We start from the raw sequence: 19,824 nt of genomic DNA, 5'->3' as shown, positions 1-19,824 counted from the left end.
CTAACCGATTTAAATATTTTCTTTTGAGGAGATATCAGAAATTTACTTAGAGAAAACATATCAAGATTTCTTTCGGCGAAACTTGCAAAATATTCAACATCAATTTCTTCGCCATTATCGAATGGAGATATCAAACCTAAATTTGCTTTGTTTAAAGTTATTCTTGAATCAGATGGTAAAAAACCAAGGATTTCTATATCTTCATTTTTAAAAACCTCTTCGATTAATTTTTTATGTCTAACCGAATTAACGTTGTTAAAGATAATTCCTGCTATCGACAACTCACTATCGAAATCTCTAAAACCTCGAATGGTCGCCAAAAGAGAAGCTACTTGGCCTCTAGCATTAACAATAAAAATTACTGGGGCATCTAGAAGTTTAGCTACATTTGCTGTGCTTGAATAAGTTGTTGCTCCTAATCCATCAAATAGGCCCATTGCTCCTTCAATTAATGAAAACTCATATTTTAAAGAATGTTTTAAAAAACTTTCTTGAACCCAGTCTTCACCACTTAAAAAAACATCTAAATTCCTACAAAAAGGCTGGCCTACTGAACTAAGTTGCTGTTGATCAAGATAATCTGGGCCAACCTTGAAAGTTTGTATCTTTATATCTTTTGAAAAAGCCCAACAAGATATCAAAAGCGATAACGTAGTTTTCCCGCTATCAGTTGAAGGAGAAGATATTACACAAGACATTTATTAGTTGTTAAAACCGTTAAATATTTGAAGGGCTATTTTAATAGAATTTTCAAAAAGAGGACTTGTACTACCTCTACTACTTCCCAATAATTTACTAACATTATACTCTGATGAAGAAAAAGAATTTGGAACAACTTGTTCAATTAATTCCATATTAGCCATTCCTCCTGCTTCAAGTCTCATACATTCCACTGACTCACATCCAAGTATTACACAAGTGTTGTTTTTTTGATCTTCACTAATTTTTGAAATCAACCTCAATCCAATAACTTGTCCTAAATGAATACTTGGATTACCCAAAGGTAAAGGATTAATTGATGTAGAAATTTTTTCGCCATTAATTCTTTCAAATTCTATTTTTGTTGATTCTTTATCCCTTTCAACTCTTTGAAAAGACCAATCAAGTTTATCGCTAATCCATGAGATCAAAAACAAAGCCTGAATCATATGATCTCCTGCGATATCAATATCAATATCAGTAATATGATCTAAAATTGGTCTCCTCGATGGCGGATCAAAAATCATAGCCAATGATTCCCTCCAATTTTTCAACCTAACCCAATTTAAATCATTAACAGCTTTATTTGATTTCTTTAATAGATCTAAAACTTTTAAACATCTGTTAGGCGATCCAAGAGCAGTATCAATTATTAACCTTTGACCATGATTAATGAAGTATTCAAAAATTTCAGGTGATTCATCCAAGCTTCCGTTCCACCACAACCAAGAAGGTAATTCATCAATAGATAATTCATCAATAATTTTTAATCCTTTATGAGTTATTGATTCAGAGTCCCCTCTAATGACAACTAAATCTCCACATATAGGTTGCATAGCTTGATTATCACTTAATGGACAATAAGCGGATACAAAAGTTTTGATATCTGATTTTTTATTTAACGTTGGTGCTAAAGTTATCAATCGCCTTGGATTTAATGTGCTTATTGATGATTCAAAAAATTGTCCTCTCAAGTCTTCAAAGTCTTTATTAGTTATATTTTCCTTCAACAAATTCAATAATTCTTCACTATTGAGGGAAGTAGTGATAGGAAGTCCTTCATCTAATATAAATTTTTTGGCTACTGCAATTATTTCTGCACTTAAATTTCCAGTAATTGGTCCATTTACTAATCCTTTTTGAACTAAACATTGTTCTAGCCAGGCAGGCTGCCAGACCATTAATGTAAAAGTATTAGCTCCAGTATTATCTTTATCTTCTGAAATCCATAACTTATTAAGATAATTAGAAATTTCCTGATGAGGAAGCTCTAATGGAGTTTGAAGTGTTAATTGAGGTTTCATTTTTAGGGTCTGCGCCAGAAAATATTATCTTTTGAAAGTAATTGATCAGACTCAGGAGGTCCCCAAGTCATAGATTCATAATTATAAATAGGTAACTTCCAAGGAGAATTATCCATCAATTCTATTAATGGCGTATAAAGTTTCCAGGCAGCTTCTACCTCATCACTTCTTGTAAATAAGGTTGGATCAGAAAGCATTGCATCAGCTAATAATCTTACATAGCCTTCATCTGAGGGTTCTCCAAATGATTCATCGTAAGAAAATTCCATCTCAACAGGTCTAGATTTCATTCCGGAACCAGGTGACTTTACCTCGAATTTAAAAGTAGCGCCTTCATTTGGCTGAATTCTAAGAATAAGTTGATTTGGTGCAGGATTTATTATTGTTGATTCAAATAAATGAACAGGAACGTCTTTAAAAGTCAAGACTATTTCTCCAAGTCTTTTGGGTAGTCTTTTCCCTGTTCTCAAATAAAAAGGTACCCCTTGCCAACGCCAGTTATCAACAAAAACTTTTGCTGCGATATAAGTTTCTGTAGTGCTATTACAATGTACTCCATCTTCTTGCCTATATCCTTTGAGTCGATTTGAGATATTCCCTCCCTCTCCATATTGTCCTCTTATACAACAATGCCACGGTTCATTTTCGTCAGCCAGTTTTGAAGCCTGAAGAACCTTAGCTTTTTCATTTCTTATTGCTTCTGGTTCAAATTTTCCAGGAGGTTCCATTGCCGTAACAGCAAGCATTTGAGTCATATGATTTTGAAGCATATCTCTTAAAGCACCAGAGCTTTCGTAATAACCTGCTCTATCTTCAACACCTACTGTTTCAGAGGAAGTAATTTGAATACTTGATATATAATTCCTATTCCATATTGGTTCAAAAATAGTGTTAGCAAACCTTAAAACAAGAATATTTTGAACTGTCTCTTTACCTAAATAATGATCAATCCTATAAATCTGACTTTCTTCAGCACAACTTTGAACAATTTTGTTCAATTTTTTCGCACTTGAAAAATCTCTTCCAAAAGGTTTTTCAATCACTAAACGACTTTTTTTGGGGTCATCTAAAAGGCCAGCTGCTTTTAGAGCTTTACATCCACTTGCATAGAAATTCGGTGATACTGATAAATAAAATGTTCTATTTCCATGAGTAGCTTGTGTTTTATCAATTTCATTTAATCTTTTAGAAAGCCTTACTACATGATCACTTTGTTGTAAGTCAACTGGTTCATAGAAAAGATAATTAGAAAATTGTTCCCATTCCTTTTCATTACCAGATATTTGATTGGAGAGTTTTACTTTCATCTTTTCTCTAAACTCACTATCATTCCAAGGTCTTCTCGCACAACCAACTATTCCAAATTCACTAGGAATTCTTCTTTGCAAATAGAGTTCAAATAATGCTGGTATTAATTTTCTATGAGTAAGGTCTCCACTAGCACCAAAGATTACTAAGGATTGTGGAGATATGACTCTTTCTTGCCGTAAACCTAATCTTAGAGGGTTACTTAAAGTTGAAGGCATATTTTTAATATTCTCTTTTTAAAATCCTCTTTTTTTCGAAGATTAGCTACTTATTGTGTCTAAACCAAAAAGTATCTGGAAATTTAAACCTAATTTTAAATATCAAAGATTTAATAAGTTTCTACGTGCCATCTTCCTGCTTTTTTTAGTTGAGGTCTTAATTCTGACCAATTCAAGCCTTTTTCTTCTGCCGCCTTAGTCATAGCTTCATCTATCCCAGGCTCCATACCCTTTAAACCGCAAAGATATATATGTGTCTTCTCATCTTCAATCATATTGAAGAGCTCGTTTGCTGATTCTAAAACTCTATCTTGAATGTACATTCTTCCACCTTTTGTATTCTGCTGTTCACGACTAATAGCTTTTGTATATTTAAAATTATCTGGGTAATCAGTAAGATATCTTTGAAGATCTTCTTCGTATAACAAATTAGCTGATTTTGGGGCTCCCATGAATAACCAAGCTTTACCCTTAAAGTTCCATTTATTTTTTTCTTTTTCAGTTGCTTCAAACATTCTTCTTAAATAAGCTCTCATAGGCGCTATTCCAGTTCCAGTAGCCAACATAACTATGTTTGCATCTTCTTCGTCTGGAAGAAGCATTTCCTTACCTACAGGACCTGTGATTTTCACTTTATCTCCAGGCTTTATATCGCATAGGAAAGTCGAACAAACACCATTAATAGTTTCGCCATCTTTTTCATACTGAAGCTGTCTGACACAAAGAGAAACAGTATTTCCATTAAAATCATCTCCATGTCTGGTGCTCGCTATTGAGTAAAGTCTTAATTTATGAGGCTTCCCATTAGCATCTTCTCCGGCTGGCATAATACCAATACTTTGGCCTTCAACATAATTCAAGAATGGATCACTATCTTTGAGGTCGAAAGTTATGTGATTTACTCTCCCAATAGCTCCTTCTTTAAGAAGACTGTAGTTTTCGATTACAGTGCCTTCATAAGGCGTTTTTGGCCTATAGATATTTACTGGAACATCAGCATGCTTCTTCTTAACTACTGTATTAGCTGCAACCTTTGCAACTGGAGCAGGCTTAGAGGAAGATTTTTGTTCAACAGGCTTAACCTGCTGTTTTTTTGGTTCTATGTCTTTTGGGAAATTTGAGGCTCTTTTACTGAAAGATTTTTGAATAAAAGAAAAAACCCCTATTAATACTGGTATATGAGCTAAGCCACCTGCGATAACTGTTGATTGTGAATACATTTTTTAGTTTTCTTTATATAAAAGATTATCAATTTGTAGTTTAAATTGTAGTGATTTTACAAAAATGGTTACGTTTTGAGATCGGAATAAATAAATGAAATTATTTTTATTTTTCAGTATTTGTTATTTTTATATGTATAGTTACACAGAAATAATTTTTTATCTAATTAAAAAATTGATTTATGAATAATCCTCAAGAATCAGTAGATCATTTAAAAAAAAATGATTACAGAACAATTGAGCAAACCATGGAAAAGCTTTCTGGCGGAACAAGGAGACTTGCAGCTCAACTAACTACTTCTGCAAGTTTGGATTCATTGTGGAATGTTTTAACAGATTATGATCGATTAAATCTCTTCATACCAAATCTATTGTCAAGCAAAAAAATATATCAAAATAACAATAATGTCCACCTAAAACAAGTTGGGGCTCAAGATTTCCTTGGCATGAAATTCTCAGCAGAAGTAACTATCGATTTATTTGAAGAAAAGGAGCTTGGGCTTTTAAAATTCAATTTAATTAAAGGGGATTTCAGAAAATTTGAAGGTAGTTGGAAAATTCAAAACATTAAAAATACCTCAAAAAATTCATTAATTTACGATCTTACTGTTCAAGGTTGTCAGTGGATGCCAATAGGGATGATAGAGAAAAGACTAAAAAAGGATCTTTCAGAGAATTTGATTGCCGTAGATAGGCAAGCAAAATCATCAGAAAATTAGTTTAAAATTTAAAAAATAGCCCCAAGGGGATTCGAACCCCTGTCGCCTCCGTGAAAGGGAGGTGTCCTAGGCCTCTAGACGATGGGGCCAGGTAATCAGCATAACGCTTTATTAAAAATTAAGAGTAAGGCTAGCCTTTCGTCAAGTATTGTTGCTCTTTGTTTTGTCCTTGCCACACAGGAACAGTAAAATGGAAGCAGGAACCTTTGCCAATTTCAGATACCACCCATATTCTCCCTCCATGGACTTGTACAATTCTCCTGCATACAGATAACCCAATTCCAAATCCTGAAGTTCCTTCAGAAGTCTGTGGGAGCCTAACTCTATCAAGAAAAATTCTTTTTTGTTCACTCAAAGGAATACCGGCACCTTTGTCACAAATTGTTATTTCTACCCATTGATTTGTCTTGTGAATCATCGTAATTTTTATTGATCCAGAGTCTTTAGAAAATTTAATGGCATTTTCAATTAAATTTAAAAATACTTGCCTCATTCTTCTTTGATCTGCAAACACACTTGGCAGATCGGATGGAATATCAGTATCAATTTCGATATTCCTTAGTCTCCAGAATTTTTCTAATTCGAGTATTACTTCAGCACTAATATTACCTAAGTCAATTTTCTGAGGATTAAATAACGCTTCCCATTTTGTTGTTCCCACTTCTAAAAGATCCTGAGATAATAGTTCAATCTCTTGTAGTCGTCTTTTAATTACTTCTTGTAATTTTGAAATATCTATTTGCCCAAGTTTTTGACTTTGAACAGCCAAAGTAGCAGCAGTTAAAGGAGTTCTTAATTCATGTGCGACCATTCTTAATAATCTTTCCTGAGATTCAATTCTTTTTGTTAATGTTTCATTTTCTTGTCTTAAAACAAGAAGTTCGTCTTCTAAAAGAAATTCTTTTTGAGTTCTTATTGAATCAATTTTGGATGGTTGCAAATTAATCCCTAGATTGTTTGTTAAGCCTTCCTGTGTCCACCTTGGCAACCATTTCTGCAACTGAGAGAAAATGTTACTTCCAGCGAATATTTGTTTTGGAGCTGGGGAAATCTTAATAAGAGCCGGAATAGCAACTAATCTATGTAATTCGAGTAATTCCGGTTGTTCTGTGGTCTCAGAGATCTGAAGAGATATCTCAAATTCACAATCATCTGATTCTAAATAAGCTATCAGGGACTTAATATCACTACTAGAAAGTTGATTTCTAGCTGCAACTAGTATTAGTTTTAGCTCTTTTTTATCATTCAAATGATTTGCCCTGAAGTGTTGAAAAGCTGTTAATCCTTATAAACACCTTAAGATATTTATTTTTATTCTACAAATAAGCTATGAAATAAATAAGACTTATTTATATAATGGTTGCTATTAATCAAGAGAACAATTTAAATTTTGGCGACAATGATTCTCCAGAAATAAGTTTAAATAGCAATTTAAAAAGATGGTTTTCGAGAAATATCGGATTGTGGAGATCTAATAGAACATATTTTCTTGATGAAGTACAAAAAACTTATAATTTATGCATGAATATTAATATAGAGGCTCTTGAGAATAAATCCGCATGGGAGTCTCAATATAGATTCACTTGGTATCCAGAAAAAAAATATAATTTTTTCGAGGAAAATCCACAATATAAAGAACGAGGAGAAATGCGCGCATTCTTAAGGGGACATCAACTTATGAGGGAACATTTTTATTTAAGTAATGATGAAGGGATTTCAAATATTAAACAAGTCGATGAGCACGAAATGATTTTCGAATCTTCGTATAAAGATTGGTATATCCTTGAACATACAAGACTAGTAGATTCCGATAATTATAGATTCAGGGTCATATATTCATGGAACAAAAATAAGCTAAAAATAGTAGAGAATCATCACGAACAAAAAATTATTAAGTAACTTCTTTTTATCAATTAATATTAAAAATAAAAATGTTATCTTGTAGTAAATATTATTAGTTAATGAGTATTAATTTTCATACAAAAAGAATTCTTAAATTGTTAAGTATTGGTTTTATTATATCTTTCTCACTTTGTGAAATTAATACAACAAATAAACAAATTAAAGCGGAAAAAAATTTTATTGCTGCCTCTGAAAAAGATCTTTTCCTATACAGACAAATGGGGGCATCTTATCTTTGTATTGCTTCAAAAGCTGAAGTGGATTTCAATAAAGGTCTTGGCATTGCAAGTGCTACTTTTGCAAATGTAATAATTGGCAAGCATGGAGGAGCTATTAAAGAGCTAGGGAATAAAAAACTTGACCAAAAAAAATTATATAATGCAGGCACATTTCAAATTGTTGGAAGCGCACTTAATATTTGTCCTGAGAGCATTCCAAAGAATATAAAAAATGATTATGAAAAAAGATTAAAGAAGCTTATAGAGCAAGGCAAAAAATAATTTTACTAATTACCTGAACATTGAACTAACCGAACTTTCTTCGTGGATTCTCCAAATTGCTTCACCCAGCATATTTGCAACAGAAAGAACTTTTAACTGCGGGAAATAATCTTTAACAATAACAGGAATGCTATTGGTAACAATAACTTGTTCAAATAAATCCTTTGTACTTAATCTTTCATAAGAAGGGGGAGAAAATACAGCATGTGAGGCACATGCAAATATTCTATTAGCTCCCTCTTTTTTTAATAAATGAGCTCCAGAACAAATTGTTCCTCCCGTATCTATCATATCGTCTATAAGAATAGCCGTTTTACCTTTAACTTCACCAATAACTGTTAGACTCTCGGCGATATTATGAGCTGATCTCCTTTTATCAATAATAGCCAAGGGAGCATCATTCATTAATTTTGCAAATGCTCTTGCTCTAGCCACTCCACCTACATCAGGAGAGACAACTACAACTTCTTCTAAATTTAAAGATTCTAAATAATCAATTAACACGGGTGAACCGTAAATATGATCACACGGTATATCAAAATAACCTTGTATTTGAGCAGAATGTAGATCCATAGCAAGAACTCTATCGACTCCTGATTTCTCAAGCAAATTAGCAGTGAGTTTTGCAGTTATAGATTCTCTTCCTGCAGTCTTTCTATCTGCCCTTGCGTATCCAAAATAAGGTATTACGGCGGTTATTTGTCTTGCAGATGCCCTCTTGCAAGCATCCACCATTATCATAAGTTCCATCAAACTATCGTTTACAGGAGCGCTTGTAGGTTGAATCAGGAATACATCGCAACCTCTTATGGATTGCTGAATCTGAACATAAAGTTCTCCATCAGCAAATCTTTTAGATATTAAAGGTACATTTTCAATCCCTAAGTATGATGCAATTTCTTCAGCTAGTTTAGGATTTGTTGTTCCACTTACTAGCCTTAATCTACTATTGGCTAGATTAAAATTCGATTCTTTATTCTGCACTGCCGTGATAAAACTTGTCACGAAATTAGCAACATAAAACTATATTTATATCGTAGTCGTTTATGTGAATTTCGCAAAAGATAATCACTAGATCTTTTCAAAAGTCACATCTATTAAGCAAAATGCAAATTTAAATTGGTTAAAAATCATAATTTTTTATAATTATGTCTAAAAATATTTAAGATAGTATTTGTCAATAAAAAAAAATTTGTATATCGTTGAATTTATAGGATTAATAAAAATTCAATAGGAAATAATCAAAATATAATTAAAACATGTCTATTCAAACAGTTCTTAAAAAAAAATCATTAGGAATACTTATGCATCCTTCATGTATACCAGGAGGAAGAGAATGTGGAACTTTTGGTAAAGGCGCTAAAGATTGGATAAAAAAGCTTCATAGCCATGGTATCGAATACTGGCAATTTTTACCTCTTACACCAACTGATTCTACTGGGTCCCCATATAGTTCACCGTCTAGCTTTGCACTAAATCCATGGTTTCTTGATATTGACCATTTAATCGAAAAAGGTTTTATCTTCATTTCTAATTTAGAAGAATTAGGTCCAACAAATCAGAATAAGAATCATTTTGATTTTGATGCTGCGAATAATTTAACAATAAAGTTAGGTCAACTCCTTTTACAAGGTTGGAGTTCACAATCTGAAGAGAGAAAACTTGATTTTAATGAATGGATTAGAAAGAATTCTTGGGTTGAAGATTATGCAACATTTGTTGTTATCAGGGAGGAATTTAATATGTTGCCTTGGTGGCAATGGCCTAAAGAATTTAAAATAAAAAATAACGAATTTTTAAAATCATGGATTAATACAAAAAGTGAAAAGATACTTATTAAAAAATTAATACAGTGGCATTTAGATGAGCAATGGAGTTCTATTAAAACATTTGCAAAATTATATAATGTCAAGTTAATTGGAGATCTGCCCTTTTATGTTTCTAGGGACAGCGCCGATGTATGGAGTAATAAATCACTATTTTCAATTTTTAAAAATGGAGATTTAATCTTTCAAAGTGGTGTGCCTCCTGATTATTTTTCATCAACAGGACAATTATGGGGAACTCCAACTTACTTTTGGTCAAAACATAAGAATACTAATTTCGATTGGTGGAGAAAAAGATTTAAAAGGCAATTTGAACTTGTGGACTTGTTGAGATTAGATCATTTCAGAGGTTTAGCTGGTTACTGGAGAGTTAATGGCAATTCTAAAACAGCAATTTCTGGTAGATGGATAAATTCTCCAGGAAAAATACTATTAAATAAACTAAAAATAGATTTAGGGACTGACTTACTACCAATAATCGCCGAGGATCTGGGAGTAATAACACCTGATGTAGAAAAATTAAGGAAAAATTTTGAACTTCCAGGAATGAAAATATTACAGTTCGCTTTTGATGGTAACGAAGACAACCCATATTTACCCAAGAATATTGAAGGAGAAAATTGGGTAGTTTATACAGGTACCCATGACAACTCTACTTCCATCTCATGGTGGGAGTGTTTAGAAAATAACGCCAAAAAACTAATAAAAGATGAATATAAATTCTCTGAAAATCCTTCATGGAGTTTAATAAAAATAGGCATGGATACAAATGCCAATCTCTTTATTGCTCCATTGCAAGATATTTTATCTCTAGATGACTCAAGCAGATTAAACATACCTGGTACTACAAAAAACAACTGGAAATGGAAGTTAAATCGACCTTTAGGAGAAATTGAAGACAATTTTAAGAGATTTAGTGAGCTAGGAAATAATTTTGGGAGAACTAGAAAATAGATAGAGACTTATTGAAGTTTATTTATCAATGATTTTGTTTTCAATATTTTGAATCTCAATAACATTTACATTTAAAATAAAATATCTCTTCAATATAAAAACACTTAAAATTAATATAGAAAAATACAAAAGGCTTCCCTGCCAAGTATTTATAAGATCGAATTTGTTTACAATAAAATCATTTTTTTCTTTCTTATAAGTTTCTCCTTTTCTTATTGCTAATTTTTCTAATGAATTTTTTTTTAATCCTAAGCATTCCTCTAATTTGATTAATATTGATCTTATAAATGGATACTTTGGTCTAATATTTTTGTTATTGTTTTCAATAGAAATTATCGTTTGTTCAGGAATTTTTGATATACGTGACAATTCCTGAATTGTTATATTTTTTTGGATTCTCGCTTCTTTTACCAACTTTGCAATTTCTCCATACTGATTCACTAATCCATGATTTACTTCATTATCAATCACAGATTTTTTTTTAAATAAAAAAAGATTTTTAAAAATATTCATTCCATATGTCCAATGTCATTAATTATTTGATTACTAAATTTTAAAAGTAAGTATCTTATTTAATTTTAATCATTTAAAAATCATAAGTAAATTTATTAGAATTAAATATAAAAATTAAACTGGAGAAATTATATTTTGAACTGCACTTTTTGCAATATTCAAAGGGCTAAATGTATCTCTAATTAAACTTAAAAGTTTTTTTGCATCAGTTAATTCTAGTTTGTCATCTTTTATAAGGCTTAAAAGAAGATTCTTCCGAACTTCGGATCCTTTTTTACTAACAAATAATTTCAATCCAGCATTGGCAACTGGTATTAGGTCTGAATTAATATTTTCAGAATCTTTAAATAAAATATTTAGTAAACTTTCAACTTTTGCTATTTGAATTCTACCTTTATTATCAAAAACGACTTCTAAAAGAATTTCTAAAATCTCATCAGAGTTATCAGTAAGTAGTTTTTTAGCTATATAGGGATATGCGATTTTTAAAATTTTAAATTCAGGATCTAGTCTAAGTGCCAAACCTTCTTGACTAACAACGGCTCTTATTATCAACGCGAACCTACTTGGCACTCTAAATGGATAAGAATACATTAGTTTTGAGAATTTATCAGTTACATTTTTAAGATTAAAATTGCCAACCTCAGCGCTTAGAGATCCTCCTAAAACTTCTTTTAATGGTTCAACAAGCTTCTGAAGATCTTGTTCTTTAGTTAAAAAACCTAATTTCTGAAAATCTTTTGCAAGAAGATAATATTCATCATTTATTATGTGAACAATTGCCTTAATAAGAGTGATTCTATCTGAATTTGTAATAGTATCCATCATGCCGAAATCTACATAAGCTAAATTCCCATAATCTGGGTTTCCTCCTTTGAGAGCAAACATATTCCCAGGGTGTGGATCAGCATGAAAATATCCATATTCAAATAATTGCTGAAGACCACTGATTACACAAGTTTTTATAAAAGAGGAAGGTATCAAGTTATTTTCCTCCAATAAAGCCCTATCTCTTAACTTGACTCCATCAATCCAAGAGGTTGTAATAATTCTCTTTGATGAAAACTGTTTTTCCAATTTAGGAATAAAAACATTTGGGTTATCTTTGAATAAATTTGCAAACTTCAAAGCATTTTCTCCCTCTTTTTCATAGTCAATTTCATCAAAAAGTGCCTTGCCGAATTCATCTATTATTTCTCCAATTCCAACACCAATATTTAATGGTAGAAATGGTGACAAAAAAGTTCCCAAAAACCTTAATATCACAACATCTCTTCTAATAAGAAAGTACAAATTTGGCCTTTGTACTTTTACAGCTACGTAAGTATTATTTTTTGTTTTTGTTTTGTAAACCTGACCTAAGCTTGCTGAGGCAATAGGACTCTCTGGGAACTCATAAAATAATTCATTAGGTGGCGCACCAAGTTCCTCTTCAATAATTCTTAAAGCAATTTTGTGATCAAATGCTGGGAGATTATCCTGTAAGTTGGTAAGTTCTGTTAGCCAATCTTGTCTAACAAGATCCGGTCTAGTTGAAAGTGCTTGTCCTAATTTTATAAAACAAGGTCCTAAATCTGTTATTACATCAAAAAGATATATTGAGAGATTTTTTTGTACATTTTTGTTTTTACTGTTACCTTGAAAAAGTATTCTTAAAAAAAGGAAAAGAAAAGTTAAAAGGATATATAAAACTCTTGGGATGAAAATCCATGGTCTCAAAATCAACCAAATCAAGTCACTTTTTGCCGAGTATTTCGAATAAGACCTTGTCATTAAAGTTAAAAAATATCAAAGAAGGATTCTTATTAGTCCATTCTATATATATCAATAATACTTTATGAGCATTTCATCTTTTCTAAGTAAAAAGTTTTTAAAGTCACTTTTCTTTCCCGCTCATAACAGAGGGGCAGCTTTACCCAAGAAATTAGTGAAATTATTAAAAAAACAACCTGGGTATTGGGACTTACCGGAACTACCAGAGATAGGCTCACCTCTATCTCAAGGCGGATTAATTGCCAAAACTCAAAAAGAATTCTCTGAGAAATTTGGGGCGAAAGGATGTTTTTTTGGAGTTAATGGAGCATCTGGATTAATACAATCAGCTGTAATTGCAATGGCAAATCCTGGCGAAAATATCCTGATGCCTAGAAATGTCCACATAAGTGTTATAAAAATATGTGCGATGCAGAACATACAACCAATATTCTTTGACCTAGATTTTTCATCAGAAAATGGTCATTACAAACCAATTACAAAAAACTGGTTGGAAAATGTATTTAAAAAAATAAATTTTAATAAGAAAAAAATTGTAGGTGTAATTCTTGTAAGTCCTTCTTATCATGGTTACGCGGGAGATTTAGGGCCTTTAATAGATCTTTGTCATCAAAAAAAATTACCTGTTTTGGTTGATGAAGCCCATGGTTCTTATTTCCTTTTTTGTGAAAACCTTAACCTACCAAAATCCGCTTTAATATCAAACGCTGATTTAGTCGTTCACTCATTGCATAAGTCGCTAAATGGTTTAACTCAAACTGCTGCACTTTGGTACAAAGGGCATCTAGTAAATGAGCAAAATTTAATAAGAAGTATTAATTTGTTGCAAACTACTAGTACAAGCTCCTTATTACTGTCTTCTTGTGAAGAGTCTATTAAAGACTGGCTTGATAAAAACAGTTTATCAAAATATCAAAAAAGAATTTTAGAGGCAAAAAGGATCTACAAAAAATTAATCCAAAAGAATATTCCTCTCATAGAAACCCAAGACCCCTTAAAAATAGTATTAAATACCTCTAAGGTTGGAATTGATGGTTTCACTGCTGATAAATTTTTTTATAAAAATGGTCTTATTGCTGAATTACCAGAAATGATGACTCTAACTTTTTGCTTAGGGTTTGCAAATCAAAAAGATTTTCTTAATTTATTTGAAAAGTTGTGGAATAAATTACTATTAAATTCGAAAAAATTAAAAAGTTTAGAAGTGCTCCAATCGCCTTTTAAATTAGTTGAAGCACCCGAAATTCAAATTGGAATTGCTTGGAGAAGTGAGACTCAGAGTATTCCATTTTCGCAATCATTAAATAAGATATCTGGAGATATTATTTGCCCTTATCCTCCTGGGATACCTCTACTAGTTCCTGGTGAAAAAATTGATGTCGATAGATTTAATTGGATAAATAATCAAAGTTTATGCAACAAAGATCTGTTAAATTTTAATATAAGAGTCATAAAAACATAGAAATTTGATATGAGATTGAGAAGCGGATTACTCATAGGAATATTTGGTTTAATTGTTGTTTTGTTAGGGGGATGGTTTTTTACATTAGCAACAGCCTTGCTTACTTATTTAGCATTATTAGAATTTTTTAGGATGGCAGAATTTAAAGGAATAAAACCAGCTACAAAAACCACATTATTTTCATCTTTCGTTATTATAATTTCGACTTATCTTGATACCATAGGTTTGATTGAAGGAGAAATATCAAATTCAATTTTACCTATTTGTTCAGTTGTAATATGCACTTGGTTACTTTTGCAACCAAAGCCTGGAACAATTTCCGATATTGCAGCTTCTATTTTTGGTTTATTCTATTTAGGTTTTTTACCTAGTTACTGGATTAAGTTAAGGGGATTAGAGTTAGTGGTAACTAGTTCAAATCAAGGTTTTATTTCTTTTGAAAACTTATCTAATACTACAGGTCTTCATTTGACTTTAACCTCTTGTTTTTTAATTGTAGCTAGTGATATTGGTTCTTATTTCGTTGGTAAGTCATTTGGTAAAAAATCTCTTTCTCCAATATCTCCGAGCAAAACAATAGAAGGTTTAATTGGAGGAATATCCTGTTCAATTTTATTAGCAATATTTTTCGCATTTTTACTTAATTGGGAAAATCCATTATTAGTTGGAATTTTATATGGAATTTTAATTTCTCTTATGGCATTAGTTGGAGATTTAATTGAATCAATGATGAAGAGAGATGCAAAAATAAAAGATTCGGGAACTTTTTTACCAGGACATGGAGGAATTCTTGACAGAATTGACAGCTACATTTTTACTCCATCTGTTTTGTATTACATTTTTATAATTCTCAAGTATCTAAATTAATCATGAAATTTTTTATTCCAAAAAATAATCTTGAATAATTTTACTAGATAATGAAGGTAAATCTACATGAGGTAGATGACCACAATTTTGCAACCCTATAAAATTTAATTTATCAATTTTTCTTATGTTTTTAATCTCTTTTTTTCCAAGAATACGATCATTTTCTCCACATACTGTTTTGATTGGGATATTTTGAATATATTTTTGTGTTCCAGCAAACCCTCCACTTTTTGCAAATGATGCAAGTGAATTCCTCCATCCTTTACAACCTAAATGAATTGAAGCAATTTGCTCTTCCATTTCACCAACACATTCATCTGGAAAAGCAAATGCTTGCCTACAAAGACTTTTTCTGACCTGCTGCAATCCAAGAAATGAGGCCCCTATTTGGTTAAGAGGGAAAGGTATACTCTTAGGTTCTCCAAATAATCCCGCGGGAGATAAAAGGATGATTTTATCAATAGAATCAGGGATTTCAAAAGCAAGTTTTAAAGCTGTTGAGCCTCCCATAGAGGCACCAACAATTTTTAGATTCTTTTTTATTTGTAATGTCTTAAGGAGATCAATTAAATATGAGATTATTTTAGAGGTATTGTATTCATCTGTTGCGCACCTAGGACTAAAACCAAACCCTAATAGATCAGGGATTATAACTTGGAAATTTCTTTTTAATGATTTATATATTCTCCTAAACTCTAAAAAACTACTGTCAAAGCCATGGAGGAGAAGTATAGGTTGACCTTTTCCTCCCATAACCACAGGAAATTTTAAAGAGTTCCAGTTCTCATTGAGTTTGATCCACTGTACATCTTTTGCCAAATAAAGACCTAAAGGGTCTAATAGTGAATTCTTGGCACTTTCAAAAAAATCAATATTTAAATCACTAAGTTGTTCGAAATGAGTTTTAGTCAAAAAGATAATTATATTTTAATTTTTTGTTGTTCAAAATTTGCAATAACCTCAATTATGTCTTGTCTACTAATTTCAAAAGGCAAGAAGTGAATTTCAGATTTATCTCTACAAGTAAAATCAGCAATTTTATCTAAATTTTGATTTTCAAAAACATTTATTCCTAATTCTGAAATAGTAGTTGGCAAATCCAATTCTTCCATTAGTACTAACAATTGTTTAATAGACTGATCAGCTAATTTATTATTATTTTTCATTTCTTCAAGTCTTAATTGCAATAACAATCCAACTCCAACAATCTCACCATGTAAGAAATTATTTGGGGTGATAATCTGAGTAATTGCATTATGAATAGCATGTGCTGCAGCTGTCCTACACTTTTCTCCACCGATACCTCCTACTAATCCTGCTGTAAGTGCACATGCTTCTATAGTATTTCTCCAAGAAGAATTATTTTTAACTTGATCCTTAAAGGCTTTTCCTCCATTTATTAGTAATTGATCTCTTAAAACTCTTGATATCTGAATAGCTTGTTGAACAAGACCATCATCTAAAGTTGAACTTGTTATTGAGGATTCATACCACTTTGCTAAAGCATCTGCTATTCCACTTGCAAGAGTTCTTGATGGAGCTGTTTGAATAAATTTATGATCGAATACTAGGACTTTTGGGCAAGATCTCAATGAAACATCCTTTATAAATTGACCTTTTTTTGTATAAATATTTGATAAAGCCGTCCAACCCGCGCATGTAGACGCGCTAAGAGGTACTGTAATACAGGGAATATTAAGGATTTCTGCTATATATTTGCCGGAATCAAGAACTTTACCTCCCCCTGCTGCGATAACAGCATCATGATTATTATTTAAGATGATGTCCTTAACTTTTGAAATATCTTCATAGCAGCAATCAAATTTTAGATTGGCCGAATTAACATTAAGTTCTCGATTTTTTAAATCTCTAAAAATTTTATTTTTAATATCATTCGTATGAACACTTCTCCCTAAAATTAATGGGCTTTTAGTTAAATTAGCAATTTGAGGTAAAGCTTTTTCCCAAGCGTCATTCCCCCTATATATAGTTTCTGGAGAGATTGACTGCATTTTTAAGTTAATTTACTAGAAGTTAGCACCTGCCAACTCCTGTTGAGATTCTTCAGAAGAGATATTGATTGTAACTTTTTTATTATCATCTATGTCTACCAGAGCTTTATCACCATCTTTTATTCTCCCCGAAAGAACTTCCTCTGCCAAACTATCTTCTAATAAGCGCATAACTGCTCTTCTTAAAGGTCTTGCTCCATAAGAAGGGTTATAACCTTCTTCAACAAGTCTTTCTTTGAAAGCATCAGTTACGCTTAATTTAATGCCTTTATCTTGTAATCTTGCAAAAACCTCTTGCAACATTATTTCAGCAATTTCTTTTACCTCATTTTTAGATAGTTGTCTGAAGACAATTATTTCATCAAGTCTATTTAAGAATTCAGGTCTAAAGTATTGCTTTAGTTCTTCATTTACTAAAGATTTGATTCTATTGTATTGACTATCTTCAACAGAATCACCAGAAAACTCAAATCCCAAACCGCCTCCACCTTTCTCAATCACTTTTGAACCAATATTTGAAGTCATTATTAGCAAAGTATTTTTAAAATCAACAGTTCTACCTTTGGAATCTGTTAGTCTGCCATCCTCGAGAAGTTGCAATAATAAATTGAAGACATCAGGATGAGCTTTTTCTACTTCATCAAATAGAACAACTGTGTAAGGTCTTCTTCTGACAGCCTCAGTAAGTTGACCACCTTCGTTGAAACCAACATATCCCGGTGGAGAACCTATAAGTTTACTAACTGTATGTCTTTCCATAAATTCTGACATATCTAATCTGATCATTGCTTCCTCGCTACCAAAGAAATATGAAGCTAAAGATTTAGTCAATTCAGTTTTACCTACACCAGTAGGACCTGAAAAAATAAAACTAGCTATAGGTCTATTGGGATTTTTCAAACCAACTCTTGCTCTTCTAATAGCTCTAGAAACAGCTTTTACAGCTTCATCTTGACCAATTAGTCTTTGATGAAGTGTTTCCTCCATATTGAGGAGCTTGACCGATTCAGTTTCAGTTAATTTTTGAACAGGGACGCCGGTCCAAGAAGCAACAATATGTGCAACGTCCTCTTCACAGACCATAGGGTTTTCTAAAAGCTTTGAATCATTTTTTACAGAGTTTGTATCAATACTAGATTCATCCTCAGGTTTAGAGTCTTTTTTATTTTCGAGTACCTCTTTAATTTTTGCAGTTAATTCCATCTCTTTTTCTCTTAATTGGCCAGCTTTATCAAAGTTTTGGTCCCTTACCGATTCTTCCTTTTGTTTTTGAATTTGTCTTAGTTCTTTATCTAATTGTTTAGCTTCAGGAGGAAGTTTAGAGTTTATTAAACGAACTCTACTTCCTGCTTCATCGATAAGGTCTATAGCCTTGTCTGGCAGAAACCTATCAGATATATATCTATCCCCCAGGTGAGCTGCAGCCTCTAAAGCATCATCAGTGATTTTAAGGCGATGATGTTGTTCATAACGTTCTCTAAGCCCCTTTAAGATTTCGATTGTGTCTTCAATAGATGGTTCCCCAACCATAACGGGCTGAAATCTTCTCTCTAGAGCTGCATCTCTCTCAATATGTTTTCTATATTCATCAAGTGTTGTTGCTCCAATGCATTGGAGTTCTCCTCGGGCTAATGCTGGCTTCAGAATATTTGCTGCGTCTATAGCTCCTTCAGCAGCCCCAGCACCAATTAAAGTATGGACTTCATCAATGACAAGTATTACATTTCCTGCAGATTTAATTTCTTCCATTATCTTTTTTAATCTTTCTTCGAATTCCCCTCTATATTTTGTTCCAGCAACTAAAAGTCCTATATCAAGAGTTAAAACCCTTTTATCTTCAAGAATGTCCGGAATATCTCCTAGTTGTATTCTTTGAGCTAAACCCTCAGCAATAGCTGTTTTGCCAACTCCAGGTTCTCCAATAAGAACTGGATTATTTTTAGTCCTCCTACCTAATATTTGAACTACACGATCTATTTCTGCATAACGGCCGACTACTGGATCGAGTTTTGATTCACTAGCTAGCTTTGTTAAATTTGTACCAAATTCGTCGAGAGTAGCAGTTTTTAAATTCCCTTTATTTGAATTAGCCCCGCTTCCAACTTCAGCTGTTTCGCCTAGCATTCTTATGACTTGGGTTCTTACTTTGGTTAGATCAACACTAAGATTTTCTAAAACCCTGGCAGCTACACCCTCACCTTCTCTTATTAAGCCTAGTAAAAGATGTTCAGTTCCTATATAGTTGTGACCCAATTGACGTGCTTCTTCAAGGGATAATTCTAAAACTCTTTTCGCCCTTGGAGTAAAAGGGATTTCTACAGCAACAAAACCTGAGCCTCTGCCAATTATCTTTTCTACTTCTATTCTAGAATCTTTTAAATTAATACCCAGTGATTTAAGAACCTTTGCTGCAACGCCTGTGCCCTCCCCAATCAAACCTAAAAGAATTTGTTCAGTTCCAACGAAATTATGACCAAGTCTTCTGGCTTCCTCTTGGGCAAGCATAATGACTTTTATAGCTTTTTCTGTAAATCTTTCAAACATTAG

17 protein-coding genes and 1 tRNA gene are annotated in these 19,824 nt (G+C 32.2%); 6 read left to right on the top strand and 12 right to left on the bottom strand.

Features of this window, described 5'->3' with window-relative positions:
• The 4 genes from EU96_RS0109495 to EU96_RS00635 all read right to left on the bottom strand — a co-directional run.
• Positions 1-698, bottom strand: a 698-nt coding sequence (locus EU96_RS0109495; protein WP_032527502.1) for an AAA family ATPase, incomplete at its 3' end; no start/stop codon positions are given.
• Positions 699-701: 3 nt separating this feature from the next.
• Positions 702-2,003 carry a glucose-6-phosphate dehydrogenase assembly protein OpcA gene (locus EU96_RS00625; protein ID WP_032527501.1) on the bottom strand — a complete coding sequence of 434 codons (1,302 nt, stop codon included), beginning with the start codon at positions 2,001-2,003 and terminating at the stop codon, positions 702-704.
• A gap of 2 nt (positions 2,004-2,005) precedes the next feature.
• Positions 2,006-3,529, bottom strand: coding sequence for a glucose-6-phosphate dehydrogenase (gene zwf / locus EU96_RS00630; protein WP_032527500.1), 1,524 nt, complete (start codon positions 3,527-3,529; stop codon positions 2,006-2,008).
• A 110-nt stretch (positions 3,530-3,639) separates the two neighbouring features.
• Entirely contained in the window at positions 3,640-4,749 is a 1,110-nt protein-coding gene (locus EU96_RS00635; protein ID WP_032527499.1) for an FAD-binding oxidoreductase, read from the bottom strand.
• Between the two features lie 182 nt (positions 4,750-4,931).
• Here EU96_RS00635 and EU96_RS00640 point away from each other — a divergent pair, with 182 nt between their 5' ends.
• On the top strand, positions 4,932-5,468 hold the full coding sequence (locus EU96_RS00640; protein WP_032527498.1) for an SRPBCC family protein: 537 nt from the start codon (positions 4,932-4,934) through the stop codon (positions 5,466-5,468).
• 16 nt (positions 5,469-5,484) lie between these two features.
• Here EU96_RS00640 and EU96_RS00645 read toward each other — a convergent pair.
• A tRNA-Glu gene (locus EU96_RS00645) sits at positions 5,485-5,557 on the bottom strand.
• A gap of 41 nt (positions 5,558-5,598) precedes the next feature.
• Positions 5,599-6,717 carry a histidine kinase gene (locus EU96_RS00650; RefSeq protein ID WP_032527497.1) on the bottom strand — a complete coding sequence of 373 codons (1,119 nt, stop codon included), beginning with the start codon at positions 6,715-6,717 and terminating at the stop codon, positions 5,599-5,601.
• Positions 6,718-6,824: 107 nt separating this feature from the next.
• On the opposite strand from EU96_RS00650, the gene EU96_RS00655 reads away from it, so the two are divergent.
• Both EU96_RS00655 and EU96_RS00660 read left to right on the top strand, forming a co-directional pair.
• The gene (locus EU96_RS00655) at positions 6,825-7,367 is read left to right on the top strand and encodes a hypothetical protein (RefSeq protein WP_032527496.1); all 543 of its coding nucleotides are present in this window, start codon (positions 6,825-6,827) and stop codon (positions 7,365-7,367) included.
• Between the two features lie 62 nt (positions 7,368-7,429).
• Positions 7,430-7,870: a hypothetical protein gene (locus EU96_RS00660; RefSeq protein ID WP_032527495.1), complete on the top strand. Its 441-nt coding sequence runs from the start codon at positions 7,430-7,432 to the stop codon at positions 7,868-7,870.
• A gap of 9 nt (positions 7,871-7,879) precedes the next feature.
• On the opposite strand, the gene EU96_RS00665 is transcribed toward EU96_RS00660, so the two are convergent.
• The gene (locus EU96_RS00665) at positions 7,880-8,875 is read right to left on the bottom strand and encodes a ribose-phosphate pyrophosphokinase (RefSeq protein WP_032527494.1); all 996 of its coding nucleotides are present in this window, start codon (positions 8,873-8,875) and stop codon (positions 7,880-7,882) included.
• A 254-nt stretch (positions 8,876-9,129) separates the two neighbouring features.
• Here EU96_RS00665 and malQ point away from each other — a divergent pair, with 254 nt between their 5' ends.
• Positions 9,130-10,650 (top strand): 4-alpha-glucanotransferase, encoded by a 1,521-nt coding sequence (malQ, locus tag EU96_RS00670; protein ID WP_032527493.1) that lies wholly within the window; start codon positions 9,130-9,132, stop codon positions 10,648-10,650.
• 18 nt (positions 10,651-10,668) lie between these two features.
• Here the strand turns inward: malQ and EU96_RS00675 are convergent, their stop codons facing one another.
• Together EU96_RS00675 and EU96_RS00680 are read right to left on the bottom strand one after the other, a co-directional pair.
• Complete coding sequence (locus tag EU96_RS00675; protein WP_032527492.1) at positions 10,669-11,163, bottom strand: helix-turn-helix domain-containing protein; 495 nt, start codon at positions 11,161-11,163, stop codon at positions 10,669-10,671.
• A gap of 114 nt (positions 11,164-11,277) precedes the next feature.
• Entirely contained in the window at positions 11,278-12,936 is a 1,659-nt protein-coding gene (locus EU96_RS00680; RefSeq protein ID WP_032527491.1) for an ABC1 kinase family protein, read from the bottom strand.
• A gap of 64 nt (positions 12,937-13,000) precedes the next feature.
• On the opposite strand from EU96_RS00680, the gene EU96_RS00685 reads away from it, so the two are divergent.
• Both EU96_RS00685 and EU96_RS00690 read left to right on the top strand, forming a co-directional pair.
• A complete protein-coding gene (locus tag EU96_RS00685; protein WP_032527490.1) occupies positions 13,001-14,398 on the top strand; it encodes an aminotransferase class I/II-fold pyridoxal phosphate-dependent enzyme in 1,398 nt (465 codons plus the stop codon).
• A gap of 9 nt (positions 14,399-14,407) precedes the next feature.
• Complete coding sequence (locus EU96_RS00690; protein ID WP_032527489.1) at positions 14,408-15,265, top strand: phosphatidate cytidylyltransferase; 858 nt, start codon at positions 14,408-14,410, stop codon at positions 15,263-15,265.
• A gap of 12 nt (positions 15,266-15,277) precedes the next feature.
• Here EU96_RS00690 and EU96_RS00695 read toward each other — a convergent pair whose 3' ends face one another.
• The 3 genes from EU96_RS00695 to EU96_RS00705 are packed head-to-tail and all read right to left on the bottom strand — an operon-like array spanning position 15,278 to position 19,821.
• Positions 15,278-16,177 (bottom strand): alpha/beta fold hydrolase, encoded by a 900-nt coding sequence (locus EU96_RS00695; protein ID WP_032527488.1) that lies wholly within the window; start codon positions 16,175-16,177, stop codon positions 15,278-15,280.
• A gap of 8 nt (positions 16,178-16,185) precedes the next feature.
• Complete coding sequence (locus tag EU96_RS00700) at positions 16,186-17,277, bottom strand: iron-containing alcohol dehydrogenase (RefSeq protein WP_032527487.1); 1,092 nt, start codon at positions 17,275-17,277, stop codon at positions 16,186-16,188.
• A gap of 15 nt (positions 17,278-17,292) precedes the next feature.
• The gene (locus EU96_RS00705) at positions 17,293-19,821 is read right to left on the bottom strand and encodes an ATP-dependent Clp protease ATP-binding subunit (protein ID WP_032527486.1); all 2,529 of its coding nucleotides are present in this window, start codon (positions 19,819-19,821) and stop codon (positions 17,293-17,295) included.
• Positions 19,822-19,824 lie beyond the last annotated feature (3 nt).

The organism is Prochlorococcus marinus str. MIT 9302 (genome assembly GCF_000759975.1).
Taxonomy (GTDB): Bacteria; Cyanobacteriota; Cyanobacteriia; order PCC-6307; family Cyanobiaceae; genus Prochlorococcus_A; species Prochlorococcus_A marinus_M.
This window is presented reverse-complemented; position numbering and strand designations above follow the sequence as displayed.

What these genes read in the sequence shown, in the direction of transcription:
- EU96_RS00625 (WP_032527501.1), bottom strand. Translation starts at nt 2,003, where the DNA reads ATGAAACCTCAATTAACACTTCAAACTCCATTAGAGCTTCCTCATCAG.
- zwf (WP_032527500.1), bottom strand. Translation starts at nt 3,529, where the DNA reads ATGCCTTCAACTTTAAGTAACCCTCTAAGATTAGGTTTACGGCAAGAA.
- EU96_RS00635 (WP_032527499.1), bottom strand. Translation starts at nt 4,749, where the DNA reads ATGTATTCACAATCAACAGTTATCGCAGGTGGCTTAGCTCATATACCA.
- EU96_RS00640 (WP_032527498.1), top strand. Translation starts at nt 4,932, where the DNA reads ATGAATAATCCTCAAGAATCAGTAGATCATTTAAAAAAAAATGATTAC.
- EU96_RS00655 (WP_032527496.1), top strand. Translation starts at nt 6,825, where the DNA reads ATGGTTGCTATTAATCAAGAGAACAATTTAAATTTTGGCGACAATGAT.
- EU96_RS00660 (WP_032527495.1), top strand. Translation starts at nt 7,430, where the DNA reads ATGAGTATTAATTTTCATACAAAAAGAATTCTTAAATTGTTAAGTATT.
- malQ (WP_032527493.1), top strand. Translation starts at nt 9,130, where the DNA reads ATGTCTATTCAAACAGTTCTTAAAAAAAAATCATTAGGAATACTTATG.
- EU96_RS00675 (WP_032527492.1), bottom strand. Translation starts at nt 11,163, where the DNA reads ATGAATATTTTTAAAAATCTTTTTTTATTTAAAAAAAAATCTGTGATT.
- EU96_RS00680 (WP_032527491.1), bottom strand. Translation starts at nt 12,936, where the DNA reads ATGACAAGGTCTTATTCGAAATACTCGGCAAAAAGTGACTTGATTTGG.
- EU96_RS00685 (WP_032527490.1), top strand. Translation starts at nt 13,001, where the DNA reads ATGAGCATTTCATCTTTTCTAAGTAAAAAGTTTTTAAAGTCACTTTTC.
- EU96_RS00690 (WP_032527489.1), top strand. Translation starts at nt 14,408, where the DNA reads ATGAGATTGAGAAGCGGATTACTCATAGGAATATTTGGTTTAATTGTT.
- EU96_RS00700 (WP_032527487.1), bottom strand. Translation starts at nt 17,277, where the DNA reads ATGCAGTCAATCTCTCCAGAAACTATATATAGGGGGAATGACGCTTGG.
- EU96_RS00705 (WP_032527486.1), bottom strand. Translation starts at nt 19,821, where the DNA reads ATGTTTGAAAGATTTACAGAAAAAGCTATAAAAGTCATTATGCTTGCC.